The following is a 17,563-nucleotide window of genomic DNA, read 5'->3' on the forward strand; positions in this document are numbered from 1 at the left end:
ACAACCCCCTTATCCCCCTTTACTAAGGGGGAATTGCAACACGCCCCCTGCTCCCTCTCTTTTGACAGAAAAATTATTTATATGGTAAAGTTGAGTAAATGATTCAAACAAAAAAGGAGGTATAAAAATGAGACAAACCGTGCTAAAAAATACTGTTGATGTACTCCATAAAATAAAGATTATGGAAAAAGAAATTATGAACTTAAAACTATATGTTTTCAAAAAACTTGCTCCTTCGGGTAAAAAGGTAGCCCAACCCAACGGTAAAAAATGTTCCCTCGCAGGAATCATTGACATCGCAAAAGATTGTCGCGACACCGACCTTTCCGTTCATCATGACAAATACCTGTACGGCGAGGCGCTTGATTGAGAGTCTTCATTGATACAGGCGCTTTCTGCGCCCTCGCCATTCCCAAAGACCAGCATAATAAAACAGCAAAAGCCATTTATGAACATTTCAGATACCATCCTTACGCTCATTCTGTAAAATTCTTAATCAAAGATTAATTTACAAAAATCTCCCCCCTCTTTGCTAAAGAAGGGTATTTACTCACAAATAATTTTGAGGAACAACCCCCTGTATCCCTGCCTACCGGCAGGCAGGCCCCTTTACTAAGGGGGAATTACAAAAAACAAAAAAAGCTGAACTTACCTATTGTTCTCTCTTAGGCAGCTCAGCCATGCCGGTTCTCCGGTATCTGGTGCTTTCCGCCTCCCGATTACTCGGAATTTGGCTTTATCTGGAAAGTAATTATACAATTTTACTTTCACATAAATTTACAATTTCAGTCAAGAAATTTAATAAATCTTATAGTTCCTATAAGATTTATTTATAGTTGGATTGAGGCAAGGAAGGCGAGAGCTGTCACACGTTAAGGTCTTTTACTTCTTCCTGTGCGATTCAAAGAGTATTTCTTCAACCATCTGGCAGAGCACATGTCCGAGGGTTATATGAACCTCCTGAATTCTCGGTGTGTTTGTAGAGGGGACAATGAAGGCATAATCAGCCTTTGACGCAAGCTTCTCTCCCTTGGCGCCGGTTAGAGCTATTATCTTTAATTTTTTCTTTTTTGCCGCTTCAACAGCCTTAAGCACATTAGGTGAATTTCCGCTTGTGCTTATGGCAACAAGCACATCGCCCTCCTGCGCAAGCGCCTTGACCTGCCGGGCAAAAACTTCTGAAAAATCGTAATCATTTGCAATGGCGGTCATAACAGACATATCCGTATTAAGCGCCAGGGCAGGGAGCCCGGGACGCTCTCTCTTAAACCTGTTGACAAATTCAGCCGCAATGTGGGAGGCATCTGTGGCGCTTCCGCCGTTGCCGAAAAGCATCAGTTTGCCACCTCTGTCAAATGTATCTGCAAGAAGCTTTGACACCTCAACAATTGCATCAACGTTTTCTTTTATAAACTGTCCTTTGACAGATATGCTTTCTTCAAAGATTGATAAAATCTTATTCTTCATAATCAAAAAACCTCAGATTTAATTTCAATAACATTTGACGGAAGACCCTCAGCGCCCTTGACAGCCGTAACCTTGTAATAATATTTTTTTGCAGGCTCTATGCCTCTGTCGGTAAATACAGGCGTAGCCGACTCTCCGGCAATGCTGAAATCATCACGTCCGCCGAGTGACCTGTAAATCCTGTAACTATCCGCACCGGGAACTTCATCCCATGTAATTACAACGCTTTTATGCGTATAAACAGCAGTAAGCCCCGAAGGAGATTTTGGCGCGGCCGCCTTGCTTTTTTCAGACGCAGGCTTTTCACCAGGCACAACGATAATATCAGAATCCCTGCTCATCCTGTTATTTTTGTCCATGACAATAACTTTATATGCATATGTCTGCGCCTTTAATGCGCCTTTATCGGAAAATTTAAAAGTATTGCCCTTGCCTATGACGATAAAATCAACCGACCTGTATTCACATTCGCATTTCTCTATCGTAACATCCTTCGGGACATCCGCCCTGAAGACTACAAAACCTTTTATTGCCTTTCTGGAAAATTCCCTGTCATCAGGCAGTTCCCAAGTAAGATTTATGCCGCTCTGGTCTTTAAGAGCCTTTAAATTCCTTGCAACAGGGACATCTTTTTTGTAGAGGTCTAACGGAGCAGGGTCGGCCATCCTGCCGCAAGCGGAAAGAAAAAAGGAAATCAGTATATACGAAATAAAAAATAATTTTTTATTTTTCAAGATTCCCTCGGGAGAAGTTATTCGGTAAATCCCGTCCTTCGCCGTCAGTATAACACTATTTTAATAGTTTTTTAAATTTTTTAAAAGCGGCCAGCACATTCTTTTTTGAAGTTCCGCCGTATGAAGTTTTTTTATTAACAGATTCCTGAACCGTAAGGCAGTTAAAAATATCCTTCCCTATTAATTTTGAAAAGTCTTTAAATTCCTTTAAGCTTAGTTCTGCAAGCATCTTGTTTTTTCTGATGCAGTATCTGACAATCCTGCCCGCAGTCTCATGCGCATTTCTGAAAGGAATCCCTTTTTTGACAAGGTACTCAGCAATATCAGTGGCGGTTGAAAAATCGGCATCAGCCGCATTTCTTAATACATTTTTTTTAAATTTGATTTCCGGCATCATCTTGATTAAAACCGAAAGGCAAGACTTAACCGTATCGGTTGCGTCAAAAACAGGCTCTTTGTCCTCCTGCAGGTCCCGGTTGTATGAAAGAGGCAGTCCCTTTAAAACTGTCAGCATCGCAATCAGGCTCCCAAACACCCTGCCTGTTTTGCCCCTTATCAATTCGGGAACGTCGGGGTTCTTTTTCTGCGGCATAATGCTTGAGCCTGTTGAGTATGCGTCAGGCAGTTCAATAAAACCAAACTCCGCACTGCTCCACAGCACCAGCTCTTCAGCGAGGCGTGAAAGATGCGCCATCAGCAAGCCGGATGCGGAAAGAAATTCAATCACAAAGTCCCTATCTGATACGGCGTCCATGCTGTTGCCCGATATTGCAGGAAAACTTAAAAGTCCCGCCGCATATTTTCTGTCAATAGGCAGTGTTGTGCCTGCCAGCGCGGCAGAGCCAAGAGGCAGTATATTAACCCTCTTCAGGCAGTCATTGAATCTCGCCTTATCCCGCTCAAGCATTTCAAGATATGCCAGCAGATGATGTGAAAGAAGCACAGGCTGAGCCCTTTGCAGGTGCGTATAACCCGGCATAGGCGTATCAACATGCCTTTCTGCAATATTCAGCAAAACTCTCTGAAAACTTGTTATAAGTTTCAGGATACCGCTTATCTCCTCCCTCATGAAAAGCCTGAGGTCCAGAGCCGTCTGGTCATTGCGGCTTCTTGCCGTATGGAGCTTGCCCCCTGCGGAGCCGATTTTATTTATGAGCGCATGTTCAATATTCATGTGTATGTCTTCAAGCTCATCTCTGAACTTAAATTTATTATTCCTGATTTCATCCCTGATTTTATCAAGACCTCTGATGATTAATTCCATATCCCTGCGGGAAATAATTTTTTGCTTCCCTAACATCCTTGCATGTGCGATGCTTCCGTCAATATCATACTCCCAGAGGCGTTTGTCAAAAGAAATGGAGGAAGTGAACCCTTCAACTATTTTTTCGGTCTTTTCGGTAAATCTTCCTGCCCAGGGTTTTTTCATGATGAGTAAAGAATAAAACTACAGGCTTATGGTAGTCAAGCCCATTTTATTCATTTGCATCTTGATTTAACAACTGCTTTAAAGGTATATTAATCAAATTTGAATATCACCCATAGGAGGTGGATTATGTTTAAAAATAGAGTTTACCCCGTTAGATATTTATTATCTTGCGGTATTTACGCCGTTGCGTGTTTATTATCTAACGAGGTTTATGCGCTGACTCCTGCGCCGAAAAATGCAGGCGGCGCCCAGTCCGGCGGGATGGAGTCAATGTTTACATCGCTTCTGCCTTTAGTTTTTATTTTCGTCATATTCTACTTCCTCCTCATACGGCCGCAGTCCAAGAAGGCCAAAGAACATAAGAAAATGCTTGAGAATCTTAAGCGGGGAGACAAGGTTATCACCACCGGCGGGATTGAGGGCATTATAGAGGAAGTTGACGGCGACAGGATGGTTTTAAAAATCGGCATCAAAGAAGATATTCGGATAAGAATCAACCGTAATTTCATTGCAGACATAAGAACAGGTGAGTAGCGGTTTGCCATTAAATTTAGAACAATTAAAGCAGAATGCCAAGGTAAAACTCTATATTGAAGGCGCGGACAAATACCTTGAGGCAATAGGCTATACAGAACACAATGTCCGGCATGCCGCAAAGGTTTCAGATTTTGCAGGATATATATTAAAGGAGCTTCAATACCCTGAAAAAGATGTACTGCTTGCCAAAGCGGCAGGCTACCTTCATGATATAGGCAATTTTTTAGGGCGGCAGAATCATGACCAGCACGGGGCCATTTTAAGCCGTGATATTCTTAGTGATTTTGACATAAGCATAGAAGATACTATCAGGATTATGGGAGCAATAGGCATTCATGAAAGCGAAGATATCGGAGTTCACGACCCGGTTTCTGCGGCAATTCTCATTGCCGACAAGGCTGATGTGCACAGGGGCAGGGTCAGAAATCCTTCCATGGTAAGCTCTGACATCCACGACAGGGTGAATTATGCCGCCACAGAGTCAAGGCTTGCCGTTGATGCAAAGGCAAAGACCATTATTCTTTACCTTATGATAAATACAGGCATCTCTCAGGTCATTGAATACTTTGAAATATTTTTGTCAAGGATGATCGTCTGCAGAAAGGCTGCAAGCGCATTAGGCTGTGAGTTCCAGCTTTTTATAAATGATACGCGCATGGCGTAATTGAACAGCTTGAACAATTTTGAACTGTTTAAACTTTTTATAAATTTCGGAGGCTGAGTGAAAAAGAAATTTTTCTGGCGGATATTATTAATATCACTAACGACATTGCTGTCCGTGATATTCTTCCTTCCGTCAACGCAGTTGTTTTTATCAATGCCCGGATGGCTGAAAAAAATAATCCCTGAAAAAGGCATCACCTTAGGGCTGGACCTTCAGGGCGGACTGCACCTTGTCTTTGAGGTTGAGGGGGACAAGGCCGTGGACCTCACTCTGGAGAGGATTGCAGTAAGCCTTAAAGACCTCCTGGATAAGAAAGGGTTTAAGGCTGACGTCAAAAAAGACGGAAGCAATATTATCGTATCTTCATCCGACATAAAGGCAAGAAAAGTTATTGAAGACAACTACCCTGCCCTGTCGCTGTCTGACAGTTCGGAAGGGAAAGCCGTCTATAAGATTCCGGCAAAAGAGGCTGACAGAATAAAGGAAAATGCCGTGGAGCAGGCGGCCGAGACAATTCGCAACAGGATTGACCAGTTCGGCGTTGCAGAGCCCACTATTCAAAGACAGGGGGCTAACGAAATCGTCGTACAGCTTCCGGGAGTTAAGGACACACAGAGAGCCGTAGACATCATCGGCAAGACCGCCCTTCTTGAGTTCAAGCTTCTTGACGAGGAAGGCATAGCCGCACAGATTCCTGAAACCATCCTGCCTGACGAAGAAGAAAAGTTGATGCAGGAGTTCTCTGCAAAAATCCCCGAAGGCGATGAGATTCTTTTTGAGCGGATTACGAATAAGGAAACAGGAAAGGTAACCAAAAAAGTTTACCTTGTGAAAAAACAGACGCTCATGACAGGCGACTCCCTGACCGAGGCCAAGGTGAATATTGATACAAGGCTCGGGAATGAACCTTATGTCTCAATATCGTTTAATGATGTGGGCGCAAAATTATTTGAAGACATCACAGCGGCAAATGTCAAAAAACGCCTTGCAATAATTCTGGACAACAATGTCTATTCCGCACCTGTGATACAGGAAAAGATTGCCGGAGGCAATGCCCAGATATCAGGACGCTTCAGCATAGATGACGCAAAAGACCTTGCTATTGTGCTCAGGTCCGGCTCTCTGCCCGCACCCTTAAAGATGCTACAGAACGTCACTGTAGGCCCTTCTCTCGGAAGGGATTCCATAAATGCAGGCGTCAAAGCCGGCATTATAGGCTCACTTTTAGTGATATTGTTTATGATATTTTATTACAGATTCTCCGGACTCATCGCTGACGTTGCGCTGATGCTCAACATTATCATGCTTCTCGGCGCCCTTTCTATACTGAACGCCACCCTGACGCTTCCCGGCATAGCGGGAATAATCCTTGCCATAGGCATGGCCGTGGACAGCAATGTCCTCATGTTTGAGAGGATAAGAGACGAGCTCCGGCTCGGGAAAACACCGAGAGCAGCAGTTGACTCAGGCTATGACAAGGCTTTCTGGACCATCTTTGACTCGCACATTACCACACTGATAACTGCGGCTGTTCTCTTCCAGTTTGGCACAGGCCCGATCAAGGGCTTTGCAGTGACTCTCAGCATGGGCGTGGCGATAAATCTTTACACCGCTTTAATCGGCACAAAACTTGTCTTTGATCTTATAAACAACAAGAAAGAGGTTAAAAAACTCAGCATATGATTGAACTAATTAAAAAACCGAATATAGACTTTTTGGGAAAGCGTTACATTGCATTTGTATTTTCAGGCCTCCTGTCCTTTTTGGGCCTCTGGGCGGTGGTCGGCATTTATACGGGCGGGGCCAATCTGGGAATAGATTTCGCAGGCGGGTCTTCCGTTCAGCTTAAATTTGAAAATTCAATCCCTCTGCATGATATCAGAAAGGCATTTGAGGAAAAGGGGATAAAGGATTTTGACCTGCAGGATCTGCCCACGGAAAATAAAATACTCGTAAGAATGAAAAAAGGCGAATTTACAATGGGCGAATTTGCCGGGAAGGTAGTAACCATCCTTGAGGAAAAATTTCCGCAAAATAAATTTGTCATTGACTCCACGACAGAGATCGGTCCCAAAGTCGGCGGAAAACTGCGCAGAGACGCCCTTGTTGCGATAATCGTTGCAACAATAGGAATTCTGATATACGTGGCTTTCAGGTTTCAGTTCAGATTCGGCATCGGCGCTACGGTTGCCACTTTTCATGATGTGCTGGCAGTGCTCGGCGTCTTTTATGTCATGGGTAAAGAGATTAACCTCATTCTTATCACAGCGCTCCTGACAATTGCAGGATATTCTCTTACCGATACGGTCGTTGTCTTTGATAGGATACGGGAAAATCTCAGGACAAAACACAAAGAGCCGGCTGTCGCGGTCATGAATCTGAGCATCAACGAAGTGCTTTCAAGGACTATTATAACCTCAACAACCGTTCTTCTTACATCCATTGCCCTGTTTTTCTTCGGCGGCGAGGTGCTTCATGATTTTTCGCTTGCCATGATAATGGGTGTTGTTATCGGGACCTATTCTTCCATATTTGTCGCAAGCCCTATCGTGCTTCTCTGGAAAGGGAAAATGACATTTGCTAAAAAATGACGTGAGGCGTGAGGCGTAAAGCGTAAGGAGATGTTGAGTTTTTCCTCTATCGCCTTACCCCTTACACCTGACAGCGGCAATCATGCATAGAAAGTGGCTGGTAAACAGGACCAATCAGGACTTTTTGGAATACCTTGCAAGAAAGACCTCCGTATCTACGGCTTTTGTTCAGATTCTTATAAACAGGGGGCTGAAAGACCCTGATTCAATAAAAGCATTCCTTAATCCTTCCATTGACAACCTTCACGACCCCTTTTTAATGCCCGACATGAAAATCGCGGTTGAGCGTATAATGACAGCCGTTGGCAAGGGTGAAACTGTGTTTGTGCACGGTGATTATGACGCAGACGGGATTACGTCCACAGCGCTTCTGGTCTCCGCATTGCGTGAATTAAGCTTAAAAACCCATTATTACATCCCTAACAGGCTTTCAGAAGGTTATGGATTCAACATGCCTGGAATTCAAAAAGCAACACAGTGCGGAGCCGGCCTTGTCATTACAGTGGATTGCGGCATAAGCTCTAAAAAGGAGGTGTCAGAGGCTAATTCGCTCGGCATTGATGTCATTATCACTGACCATCACGAACCGCCGCAGGAACTGCCTCCTGCGCTTGCAGTTATAAATCCTCACAGAATAGATTCAACATACCCTTTTAAGCATCTTGCAGGCGTTGGCGTCGTCTATAAATTAGTGCAGGCTTTAACTCAACCTTCATCCCTCAACCTTCAACCTTCATCCTTCCTTGACCTTGTCACAATTGGAACCATTGCGGATTCAGTCCCTCTGACAGGTGAAAACAGAGTTCTGGCAGCTTATGGGCTTAAAGAACTTAACAGCAGAAACTGCCGGACGGGAATACACGCCTTAATAGAAGCCGCAGGCATTAACAACGGCAAAGAGCTTAAGTCCGGAACACTTTCCTACACAATAATCCCCCGGATTAATGCCGCCGGAAGGCTCGGCGATGCAAGTGAAGTCGTAGAACTTTTCCTGACAACGGATGAGGCAAAAGCAAAGGGCATAGCAGCCTTCCTTGGAACCCAAAACAAGGACCGGCAGAGGGTTGAAGAGGAGGTCTATAAATCAGCGGTCAGCATGATAGATGCCGGGAACCCCGGCAATGCGATAGTGCTTTATTCGCCGGCCTGGCATCAGGGAGTATTGGGCATTGTTGCATCAAGGCTCGTTGAAGAGTTTTACAGACCCGCATTTGTTTTCTCCGTTGACGGCGCTGCTGCAAAAGGCTCGGCCAGGAGCATCCCTCCTTTTCATATTTATAATGGCATTGCCGAATGTGCAGGACTGCTCCTTGCTTTTGGAGGACACAGTCAGGCGGCAGGGGTCAAAATTCTTACGGAAAACTTACCTGCATTTAAAAACCAGATGAATTCCATAGTGGAGAGAGACCTTAATGATGATGCGCTGACGCCGGTCCTTGAAATAGATGCAGCGGTAGACCTCTTTGAGGTAACCTTTAATCTTGTCCGGGAACTCGGCATGCTTGAGCCCTTTGGCTCTGCAAACGAGGCGCCGCTGCTTGGGGTAAAGGGCCTTGAGGCCGTTGACCCGAGGGTAGTCGGCAACAGCCATTTGAAGATGAGGTTAAAGCAAAAAAGCCTGAGCATGGATACAATAGGTTTTAATATGTCTGAATTGCTGGAGAAGATTGAAGATTCTTATACCCTTGACGCCGCTTTTGTTCCATGCATAAATGAATGGAACAGCAGCAGGATTCTTCAGCTTAACCTTAAGGCGGTCAGACCCAGCACATGATTGAGAAAGAATCACCCATAAAAGGAATCATAAAATCATTGGGTCTTGTCTTTGGCGACATCGGGACAAGCCCCATATACACCATTACCGTTATCTTCCTCCTGACAAAACCTACAGAAACCAACATCATCGGCGTCCTCTCACTCATTGTCTGGACCCTGATGATACTTGTTACAATAGAATATGCGTGGCTTGCAATGAGCCTCGGCAAAAAAGGCGAAGGCGGTACCATTGTTTTAAAGGAAATACTGGTTCCATTCCTTAAATCAGGCCGGCAGCTAAGCTTCGTTACCCTGCTCTCTTTCATAGGCGTATCCCTTCTTATCGGCGACGGCGTAATTACACCATCCATAAGCATACTCAGCGCAGTTGAAGGCTTGCTCCTGATACCGGGATTTGAAACCACGCCCCAGCAGTCCCTTGTGATTATTGCGGCAGGAATTGCAATAGTTTTATTTGCTTTTCAAAAAAAAGGAACTGAAAAAGTTGCGCGCGCATTCGGACCCCTGATGGTAGTGTGGTTTGCGACACTGGCAGTATCAGGACTGGCGTCAATAATTCATGCCCCTTCAGTGACTAAGGCTGTCAATCCGTATTATGCATTTAAGTTCCTCCATGAAAACGGCATAGCGGGCTTTTTTGTGCTCTCAGAGGTCATACTCTGCGCAACAGGCGGCGAGGCGCTCTATGCCGACATGGGACATCTTGGACGTCAGCCCATTCTAAGGGCGTGGTACTTTGTATTTGCCGCCCTTTTACTTAATTATCTCGGACAAGGCGCATTTCTCATTGAGCATCCTGAGACTAAAAATGTGCTTTTTGGAATGATATTCCATCAGGCGCGCAGTTTTTACATCCCGTTTCTCATCCTCAGCATAGCCGCAACCATAATTGCATCTCAGGCCATGATAAGCGGAATGTTCTCCATCGTCTATCAGGGAATTGCAACGCGCATTATGCCGATGTTTAAAGTTGACTACACATCCGCTGAACTCAGGACACAAATATACATAGGCATTGTCAACTGGTTCCTCCTATTATCCGTCTTATTTATTATGAGCGAATTCAAAGAGTCCAGCCGCCTTGCAGCGGCCTACGGCTTGGCCGTCACAGGGACCATGACTCTGACCGGCATAATGATGACCTGGATATTTTTTCAGAAAAAAAATTTGGGGCTGACAGCCATTTCCATTCTCGTTACAATCGTGGACCTTGCATATCTGACTGCAAACTTCTACAAAATACCTCACGGCGGCTACTGGTCGCTTATCATAGCCCTAATTCCGTTTCTTACCATACTGCTTTATACACGCGGACAGAGAAGGCTGTATAAGATGATGAAGTTTATGCCGTTTGATGAATTCCTTCTTAAATTCAACAGGGTATATGCCGCAACGGAAAAAATCAAAGGCACTGCATTGTTCCTCATAAGAAATATAAAGGAAATTCCGTTTTACATCACGCAGACAATGTTTTATCACGGCATTGTATATGAAAACAGCATCTTTGTCTCAATAATCAAGAGGGACGATCCCTTCGGCGTCACCGGGTACTTTAAAGAGGACATTACAAAAAACCTCAGGGTGTTTGAAATACAGTTTGGATATCTTGAGGTAGTTGATGTAGAAGAGATTTTAAGAGAGGCGGGCATAGAGGAAAAGACCATCTTCTACGGCATTGAGGATATTGTGACAAAAAGCCCCCACTGGAAGATTTTTTCAGTATTCAAGAGATTAACCCCTCCGTTTGTACAGTTCTACAAATTCCCCTCCCACAAACTCCACGGCGTCATCACAAGAATTGAGATGTAAGACCTGCATAAGTAAATCAACGGTCCATTTTAAAATTTAAATTTTCCCTCTTTTTATTTTAGTAGTATAATAAACACATGCCTGTGCTGAAGGAAATAAACACCATTGACGCCCTTGTTGACAGGGTCTTTTCCTACAACCCTGAGGCAAATTTTGACCTGTTCCGCAGGGCTTATGCCTTTTCCAGCGAAGCGCATCAAAAGCAAAAAAGGGTGGAAGGCTCTCCTTATATTGAACATCCCCTCGCAGTCGCCGCGATTCTTACGGATATGCGCATGGACAGCACAACCATTGCGGCAGGGCTTCTGCACGATACCATTGAGGACACTGCTGTAACGGCTGAAGACATAAAAGGGCTTTTCGGCAAAGATGTAGCCTTCCTTGTTGAATCCCTAACGAAATTAAGCAGGATGGAATTCAGGACCAGCGAGGAAGCCCTTGCCGAAAATTTCAGAAAGATGTTTCTGGCAATGGCAAAAGATATCAGGGTGATGCTGATTAAATTCGCCGACAGGCTGCACAACATGCGCACACTGGAATACCTCCATGAGACAAAACGGGAAAAAATAGCGCAGGAAACAATGGATATTTATGCGCCCCTTGCAAACCGGCTCGGTATCGGCTGGCTGAAGACCGAGTTTGAAGACCTGGGTTTTAAACACATCATGCCTGAAATCTATAATGACTTAAGCAGTAAGGTTGCAAAAAGAAAAGAGGAGCAGGAAGAATATTTAAGTGAAGGCATAAATATAATTGAGAAGACGCTTGCAGAGGCTGAGATTCCCGCAAGGGTCTTCGGAAGGATTAAGCACTACTACGGCATTTACCAGAAAATGCAAAAACAGCGGATTCCCTTTGAGCAGGTCTATGATGTCAATGCGCTTAGAATAATCACAAATACACAGACAAATTGTTACGGTATACTGGGGCTTATTCATTCCATGTGGACGCCGGTCCCCGGCAGGTTTAAGGATTTCATCGGTGCGCCCAAATCCAACCTTTATCAGTCCCTGCATACAACAGTCGTCGGTCCCAAGGGCGAAAAGATTGAACTTCAGATAAGGACTGAGGAAATGGACCGGATAGCGCGGGAAGGTATTGCCGCACACTGGAAATACAAAGAACAAAAGCCCATAAAGGAAAAAGACGATAAATATTTCTCATGGCTCAGGGATATTGTGCAGGCGCAGAAGGACATGCCGGATGCAAAAGAATTTCTTGAAACGGTAAAGGGCAACATTTTCCCGGACGTTGTATACGTTTTTACTCCAAAGGGCGATGTCATGGAACTGCCTTATGATTCAACGCCGCTGGACCTGGCCTACAGCATCCATACTCAAATCGGGCATCAGTGCACAGGTGCCAAAGTAAACGGTAAGATCGTTCCTCTCAGATATACCCTGAAAAACGGAGATACCGTAGAGATAATAACCTCGCCAGGACATCATCCGAGCAAAGACTGGCTCAAATTCGTAAAGACAACAAGGGCCAAGACAAGGATTAAGCAGTGGATAAAAGCTGAAGAGAGGGAAAAAGGCGAGGCAGTCGGCAGGGAGCTTTTGGAAAGAGAGCTTAGAAAACATGACCTCAGTCCTTCATTGATAAAGTCAAAAGAAGTCCTGGACGCCGCCAAATTATTCAAGTTTACTGCGCTTGAGGACCTCCTGCTTGCAATCGGCTATGGAAAACTCTCTCCGTATCAGATTGTGAACAAATTGCTTCCTGAGGCTGAAAAAACAGAAAAACACCCGGCAAAAAAAGAGTTAAAAAAAGAAACCGAAGAAAAAGGAATAAAGATTAAAGGCGTTGATGAAATAATGTTCCACCGCTCAAAATGCTGTTACCCGCTTCCCGGTGAAAAGGTCAAAGGCTTTGTGACAAGAGGACGGGGAGTTTCCATCCATACGGCAGACTGCCCCAATCTTGAAGTCATGGCAGTTGATAAGGACCGCCTGCTGGATGTGGACTGGATGACAGGCGGTGACGCCACATATTCTGTCAAAATAAGCGTGTATACCATGGACCAGCCCGGGGTACTTGCCGAGGTAAGCGCTATCATCTCGGCGGCGAATATAAACATTCACCGCATTGATTCTGTATCATACAATAAACAGGCCAGTCTGAATTTCATTCTTGAGGTCAAGGATAAAAACCAGCTTAACGATATTCTTAAACAGATACCGCAGGTCAGCGGTGTTATAGAGGTGAACAGGGTCAAGTCGGCGTGACAATTAAAGACGTTCAACATTGTTTAAGTAGTTCAAGAATTATTAAAGACGTTCAAAATTGTTTAAATCGTTTAATATTGTTCAAGATTGAACGGCTTGAACGATTTGAACCATATTGAACAATTTGAACTGTCAATAAATTTCTTTAGTTATGACGAAAAGAAAATCTCATACATATTATGACGTCTTTGAAAGTCCATTCGGCACGCTGTATTTGATATTCTCCGGTGAATTTCTTACAGGAGTCTCATTTAAAAAACCTGTCCAGACCGCACTTGCAAAAAATTCAGCGCCTGAAAGCCTGAAAAAAGACCTGAGAAATTACTTTAAGGGTATAAATGTAACATTCGGTCAAAAAATAAATTTTCTTAAAGCTACTGACTTTGATAAAAAGGTCTGGAACTGCCTGCGGGAAATTCCGTTTGGTGAGACGCGTTCTTACAAATGGGTTGCTGAAAAAATCAATAGTCCTGCGGCAGTAAGGGCGGTAGGCCGGGCGCTCTCAAGAAACCCTCTCCCCATCATCCTGCCCTGCCACAGGGTCATTGAAGCAGACGGCTCCATCGGCGGATATTCCCCGGGCATAGATATTAAAAGAAGACTGCTTGAGATGGAATATTATGCAAAGATAAACAGAGAATAGATACAAAGTTCAAGATTGTTCAAAGTTGTTTAAATGTTCAACGTAAGGATTAGAGGGGCGGGATTTCTCCCGCCCCTCTAATCCTTCAACTTTAAACTTTGTCCCGACTTATTCAGGATTAACTTTCTTTTAATACGCCTACGGACTTGTTATAGTTATTGCTGTTGCCTTCGTATTATTCTTCTCATTACTTTCAGCAACAACACCACCTGCATCTGCCCTTCCTATGATATAATAATTGCCGGCAATTGTGCCTGAAGGAATAGTTATTTGGGTTCTCCCTTTGCTTGAGGCTCCTCCTGTAAGAGAAGCTACTGTCCTCATTCCAAGCTCGGTATCTCCTTGATTATATCTGTTGTCAGTAGAAAGATAGAATTTGGTAGTTGAAGCGCCTGCTGTGCCTGTACCATTATTCTTTGTCCTCTCATGAACGGTTACAGTCTGACCAGCCCCTGCTGTTGATGGGGCTGACAGAGCGGAGATGATGAGGTCAGGGATGCAACCTTCATCTATCTGACCATCGCAGTCATTATCCAAGCCGTCACAGATTTCAGTTGCGCCTGGGTTGACTGCTGCATTGGTATCATCACAGTCTACCAATCCACAGTCTCCTCCCTCTAACGCATAGCCATCACTGTCATTGTCTGTGCATAAAATCACACAGTCAGGGTCAGCATTGTCTGTCAAACTGTCACAATCATTATCAAGTGTATCACTACAGGTTGGGTCGCTGGGAGGTCCTTCGGCCTGTGGCTGTCCTGGAATACAGTTATCTTGTGCTACTCCGTTTACACAGATTAATTCTCCTGTTGAGGAACAAACACCAAGGCCACAGGTGGTCGGTGTTGGCACAAAACCATCATCAGGCGTTCCATCACAATTTTCGTCAATAGCGTTGCAGTTGGAATCATCAGCTCCGGGATGAACATTGGCATCATTGTCATCACAGTCACCTGAGGTTGCTACTAATTCACCGGGTTCTTTATAACCTGCAGGTCTTGTACATGATTCCGTAGTTGTTCCATCAGAATAAAAATCATTATCTCCATCCTTATACCAAGTCTGATATTGACAAAAGCTTGCAGTTACGCTCTTTGCAGATGTCATTGTCACTGTGCAGGTCCCTGTGCCTGAACAGGCCCCAGACCAGCCTGTGAATGTATAACCGGCGTTTGCTGTTGCTGTTACTGGCACCGACGCCCCACTGTTATACCAGCATCCTGTTGGACAATTCGGGCTTACGCTTCCGCCTGCTGCAGGGTCTGCAGTTGTCGTCAACTGATACTGCGTTGTAAAGTTTGCCGTGTATGTCGCTGCAGAAAACGGGGCTGTTATCGTATGGCTCTGTGCCCCTTCATCACTCCATGAGGAGTAGACATATTGTATTCCTGTGCCTCCGCTCTGAGGAGATGACACTCCTATCGCATGGCTTGAGCCTGATACCCAGATGAATGTCTGAGGCGCTGTGTAATTGGTTCCATCAACTGTAATCTGTCCGCCAGATGGCGCGGTGGTTACGGTGATATCAGTAGCACATGCTAAGGTGCTCTGGGGACCGAGATTAGTCCATTCTGTCTCAACCCCATCGCCATTTTTTGCCTTAACACGATAATTATATGATGTCCCGCAAGTAAGCCCTGTGTTATTCCAATATGTGCTTTTTTCCCATCCTGAATTTGTTCCCATAGTTGTATTTTCAGCATAATATTCCGTACTTGAGGGATTACCATTAACGGTCCAATTTGCCTTAATACTTGTCTGTGTCACATTGGAGAAAGAGGAAACTCCGGGGGTATTAGCCAATGTATAGCGATAATAAGTGCTGCTTGATGGTGTTTCATCTGCATCACCATTTCTCGCCTTGGCATAAAATCCATATCGCGTATTAACTGATAATGAACCGCTGGTCCAGTAATTGTTATTCTGCTTCCAGCCAGAATCGGAGCTGTTAGATATGTTATATATTATCAATCCCGAACTGCCTCTGGTAAGCCCCGGCGGAGTATTGCTTGACATTGCCTGAATACTATTATTTGTAATAGCGCCAAAGGTAATTCCAGACGGCGTTACTATGTCTGTGTAATCATAACTTATAGCTGAATATCCTGTTTCATTGCCAGCGTTATCTGCTGCTTTTACCTGATACCCATATTGATGGTTCGTCTGAAGACCAGAATTAATATATGACGTGCTGCTCTGCCAACCAGAATTTATACCCCCGGTTCCGCCGGTCGGGCTTGAGTAATAATCAAAATAGTAACTTATTGGAGTTGATGTATCAGAGGCAGTTGTAGCTGCCATAGAGATTGAAGATGTACTTGTCTCGTATGGTTCTGTAGACCATGTCATTGGGTTTGGTGTTGGTGGGGCAGCATCAGCAACTGTAATTGTTGACTCAAGATACGCCGTGTTATTAAAAGAAATGCTGTCCACAGATGTTCCGTTTGCATAAACGATCATCCCGACATAATAACTTCCGGGCGCAGTACTGCTCGGTATGCTGAAATTAAGGTTGTTGTATACCCCGCCAATTGCCCGAGCCCACAAACCAAACGATACTTGCCCGATATATGTATCAAGAGTAGTTATCGTAGTGTTTGTTGATAAATAAAACTTGACAACAGCGCCAGATTGGCTTTCATTACTAAGATTACCTACATATATACCGTCAACTTCAATACTTCCCCCTTGATTTACGTTCGCTGGGGTCGCTGTGGCAGAAGCATAAGATTGGTAACCATTTGAACTATATGACCACACCCCCATGTCAGTAACCGTTTTAGCTTTGCCGGGGAATGTGTCATAAACATATCTCACATCATCCGGCATGAGGTGGTCGTCTAACACTTTAGGGTGGTAATAGTTCATTACGCTCATATCATCAAAATTATGGGCGAGACCAATGGCGTGTCCCAGTTCATGAAGTGCAGATCCTTGAAATAACTGCCCGCTCCCTGTTTCACTGGTAGTCCACGAAACATCATCATTATACGCAATATCAGAATATTGAGTAATCCATGCACAAATTCCCATGACTATCTGACACTCCCGATAGGTTACTGCTGCCCCTGTTCCCCAGCCGCCAGACGTATCAAAGTAGGAATTATATTCGCTATTAGTTAAAAAAGGATCTACCTGATCATTTCTGCCATTATTAAACACAGCAGTATAACGGGTCGTCCACTCCATAAAAATATCAGAATAATTATTCCATCTGTCCGCCATGTATGAATCATAAGGAGAATAAGGATTTGAAGCTGGAAGCACATTAATAGTATACGGCAGGTAATCTTCGCCATAGGTAAACCAAACATTATAAGCATAAGCAAAAGAACTCATACTGCATATTAGGAAAGCAGTAAGTAATGCTGTTGATATTCGTTTAATTAACTTTCTCAACATTATCTTTCACCCCCTCCTACTTTATTAATGAATTGCTGCAGATTGAGCAGTCTTGCTGGATCAATATCATGGGCTTTTATTTTTTGTTCTGTCTGCGGACTTATCGTCGTTACATTGCCCGTTATGTCCTCCACAACCGCAGACGGCGGTATCCCTTTATTATTGAAATCTTCTTTTTGTTCTTTGGACGGGCCGACCACAAGCTTATCATTTTGCACATCTAAAATATAGAAACCATCTATATTCAGAACCTTGCCGTCATTATCAACCATCAAAACGCTCG

Annotated in this window: 15 protein-coding genes and 1 riboswitch; of the genes, 10 read left to right on the top strand and 5 right to left on the bottom strand. The window is 44.2% G+C overall.

Going from position 1 to position 17,563, the window contains the following annotated elements:
- Positions 1-127 precede the first annotated feature (127 nt).
- Positions 128-370 carry a hypothetical protein gene (locus HZA10_05355; GenBank protein ID MBI5195726.1) on the top strand — a complete coding sequence of 81 codons (243 nt, stop codon included), beginning with the start codon at positions 128-130 and terminating at the stop codon, positions 368-370.
- On the top strand, positions 367-507 hold the full coding sequence (locus HZA10_05360; protein ID MBI5195727.1) for a hypothetical protein: 141 nt from the start codon (positions 367-369) through the stop codon (positions 505-507). The genes HZA10_05355 and HZA10_05360 overlap by 4 nt, the downstream gene beginning before the upstream one ends.
- A gap of 158 nt (positions 508-665) precedes the next feature.
- Positions 666-745, bottom strand: a riboswitch (cyclic di-GMP riboswitch).
- Between the two features lie 137 nt (positions 746-882).
- Here the strand turns inward: HZA10_05360 and HZA10_05365 are convergent.
- The 3 genes from HZA10_05365 to argH form a co-directional block, all read right to left on the bottom strand.
- Positions 883-1,467 (bottom strand): D-sedoheptulose 7-phosphate isomerase, encoded by a 585-nt coding sequence (locus tag HZA10_05365; protein MBI5195728.1) that lies wholly within the window; start codon positions 1,465-1,467, stop codon positions 883-885.
- Between the two features lie 2 nt (positions 1,468-1,469).
- The gene (locus tag HZA10_05370) at positions 1,470-2,132 is read right to left on the bottom strand and encodes a fibronectin type III domain-containing protein (GenBank protein MBI5195729.1); all 663 of its coding nucleotides are present in this window, start codon (positions 2,130-2,132) and stop codon (positions 1,470-1,472) included.
- A gap of 124 nt (positions 2,133-2,256) precedes the next feature.
- Positions 2,257-3,630 (bottom strand): argininosuccinate lyase, encoded by a 1,374-nt coding sequence (argH, locus tag HZA10_05375; protein ID MBI5195730.1) that lies wholly within the window; start codon positions 3,628-3,630, stop codon positions 2,257-2,259.
- Between the two features lie 126 nt (positions 3,631-3,756).
- Here argH and yajC point away from each other — a divergent pair, with 126 nt between their 5' ends.
- The 8 genes from yajC (at position 3,757) to HZA10_05415 (ending at position 13,878) form a co-directional block, all read left to right on the top strand.
- On the top strand, positions 3,757-4,164 hold the full coding sequence (gene yajC / locus HZA10_05380; GenBank protein ID MBI5195731.1) for a preprotein translocase subunit YajC: 408 nt from the start codon (positions 3,757-3,759) through the stop codon (positions 4,162-4,164).
- 4 nt (positions 4,165-4,168) lie between these two features.
- Positions 4,169-4,831 carry an HD domain-containing protein gene (locus HZA10_05385; GenBank protein ID MBI5195732.1) on the top strand — a complete coding sequence of 221 codons (663 nt, stop codon included), beginning with the start codon at positions 4,169-4,171 and terminating at the stop codon, positions 4,829-4,831.
- A gap of 57 nt (positions 4,832-4,888) precedes the next feature.
- A complete protein-coding gene (gene secD / locus HZA10_05390; protein ID MBI5195733.1) occupies positions 4,889-6,514 on the top strand; it encodes a protein translocase subunit SecD in 1,626 nt (541 codons plus the stop codon).
- Complete coding sequence (gene secF, locus HZA10_05395; GenBank protein MBI5195734.1) at positions 6,511-7,422, top strand: protein translocase subunit SecF; 912 nt, start codon at positions 6,511-6,513, stop codon at positions 7,420-7,422. Before secD ends, secF begins: the two co-directional genes overlap by 4 nt.
- 82 nt (positions 7,423-7,504) lie before the next feature.
- Positions 7,505-9,196 carry a single-stranded-DNA-specific exonuclease RecJ gene (gene recJ, locus HZA10_05400; GenBank protein ID MBI5195735.1) on the top strand — a complete coding sequence of 564 codons (1,692 nt, stop codon included), beginning with the start codon at positions 7,505-7,507 and terminating at the stop codon, positions 9,194-9,196.
- Positions 9,193-11,007 carry a KUP/HAK/KT family potassium transporter gene (locus HZA10_05405; protein ID MBI5195736.1) on the top strand — a complete coding sequence of 605 codons (1,815 nt, stop codon included), beginning with the start codon at positions 9,193-9,195 and terminating at the stop codon, positions 11,005-11,007. Before recJ ends, HZA10_05405 begins: the two co-directional genes overlap by 4 nt.
- 95 nt (positions 11,008-11,102) lie before the next feature.
- Complete coding sequence (locus tag HZA10_05410; GenBank protein MBI5195737.1) at positions 11,103-13,235, top strand: bifunctional (p)ppGpp synthetase/guanosine-3',5'-bis(diphosphate) 3'-pyrophosphohydrolase; 2,133 nt, start codon at positions 11,103-11,105, stop codon at positions 13,233-13,235.
- A gap of 151 nt (positions 13,236-13,386) precedes the next feature.
- Positions 13,387-13,878, top strand: coding sequence for a methylated-DNA--[protein]-cysteine S-methyltransferase (locus tag HZA10_05415; protein ID MBI5195738.1), 492 nt, complete (start codon positions 13,387-13,389; stop codon positions 13,876-13,878).
- A gap of 138 nt (positions 13,879-14,016) precedes the next feature.
- On the opposite strand, the gene HZA10_05420 is transcribed toward HZA10_05415, so the two are convergent.
- Both HZA10_05420 and HZA10_05425 read right to left on the bottom strand, forming a co-directional pair.
- Positions 14,017-17,280: a matrixin family metalloprotease gene (locus HZA10_05420; GenBank protein ID MBI5195739.1), complete on the bottom strand. Its 3,264-nt coding sequence runs from the start codon at positions 17,278-17,280 to the stop codon at positions 14,017-14,019.
- On the bottom strand, positions 17,280-17,563 hold a 284-nt coding region (locus tag HZA10_05425; protein ID MBI5195740.1), incomplete at its 5' end, for a hypothetical protein. The genes HZA10_05420 and HZA10_05425, both read right to left, overlap by 1 nt.

The sequence above is a fragment of the Nitrospirota bacterium genome, from assembly GCA_016212185.1.
GTDB lineage: Bacteria > Nitrospirota > Thermodesulfovibrionia > UBA6902 > DSMQ01 > JACRGX01.

Excerpts from the sequence above, each read along its gene's own strand:
- HZA10_05355 (MBI5195726.1), top strand. The coding sequence starts at position 128 with ATGAGACAAACCGTGCTAAAAAATACTGTTGATGTACTCCATAAAATA.
- HZA10_05365 (MBI5195728.1), bottom strand. The coding sequence starts at position 1,467 with ATGAAGAATAAGATTTTATCAATCTTTGAAGAAAGCATATCTGTCAAA.
- HZA10_05370 (MBI5195729.1), bottom strand. The coding sequence starts at position 2,132 with ATGGCCGACCCTGCTCCGTTAGACCTCTACAAAAAAGATGTCCCTGTT.
- argH (MBI5195730.1), bottom strand. The coding sequence starts at position 3,630 with ATGAAAAAACCCTGGGCAGGAAGATTTACCGAAAAGACCGAAAAAATA.
- yajC (MBI5195731.1), top strand. The coding sequence starts at position 3,757 with ATGTTTAAAAATAGAGTTTACCCCGTTAGATATTTATTATCTTGCGGT.
- secF (MBI5195734.1), top strand. The coding sequence starts at position 6,511 with ATGATTGAACTAATTAAAAAACCGAATATAGACTTTTTGGGAAAGCGT.
- recJ (MBI5195735.1), top strand. The coding sequence starts at position 7,505 with ATGCATAGAAAGTGGCTGGTAAACAGGACCAATCAGGACTTTTTGGAA.
- HZA10_05405 (MBI5195736.1), top strand. The coding sequence starts at position 9,193 with ATGATTGAGAAAGAATCACCCATAAAAGGAATCATAAAATCATTGGGT.
- HZA10_05415 (MBI5195738.1), top strand. The coding sequence starts at position 13,387 with ATGACGAAAAGAAAATCTCATACATATTATGACGTCTTTGAAAGTCCA.
- HZA10_05420 (MBI5195739.1), bottom strand. The coding sequence starts at position 17,280 with ATGTTGAGAAAGTTAATTAAACGAATATCAACAGCATTACTTACTGCT.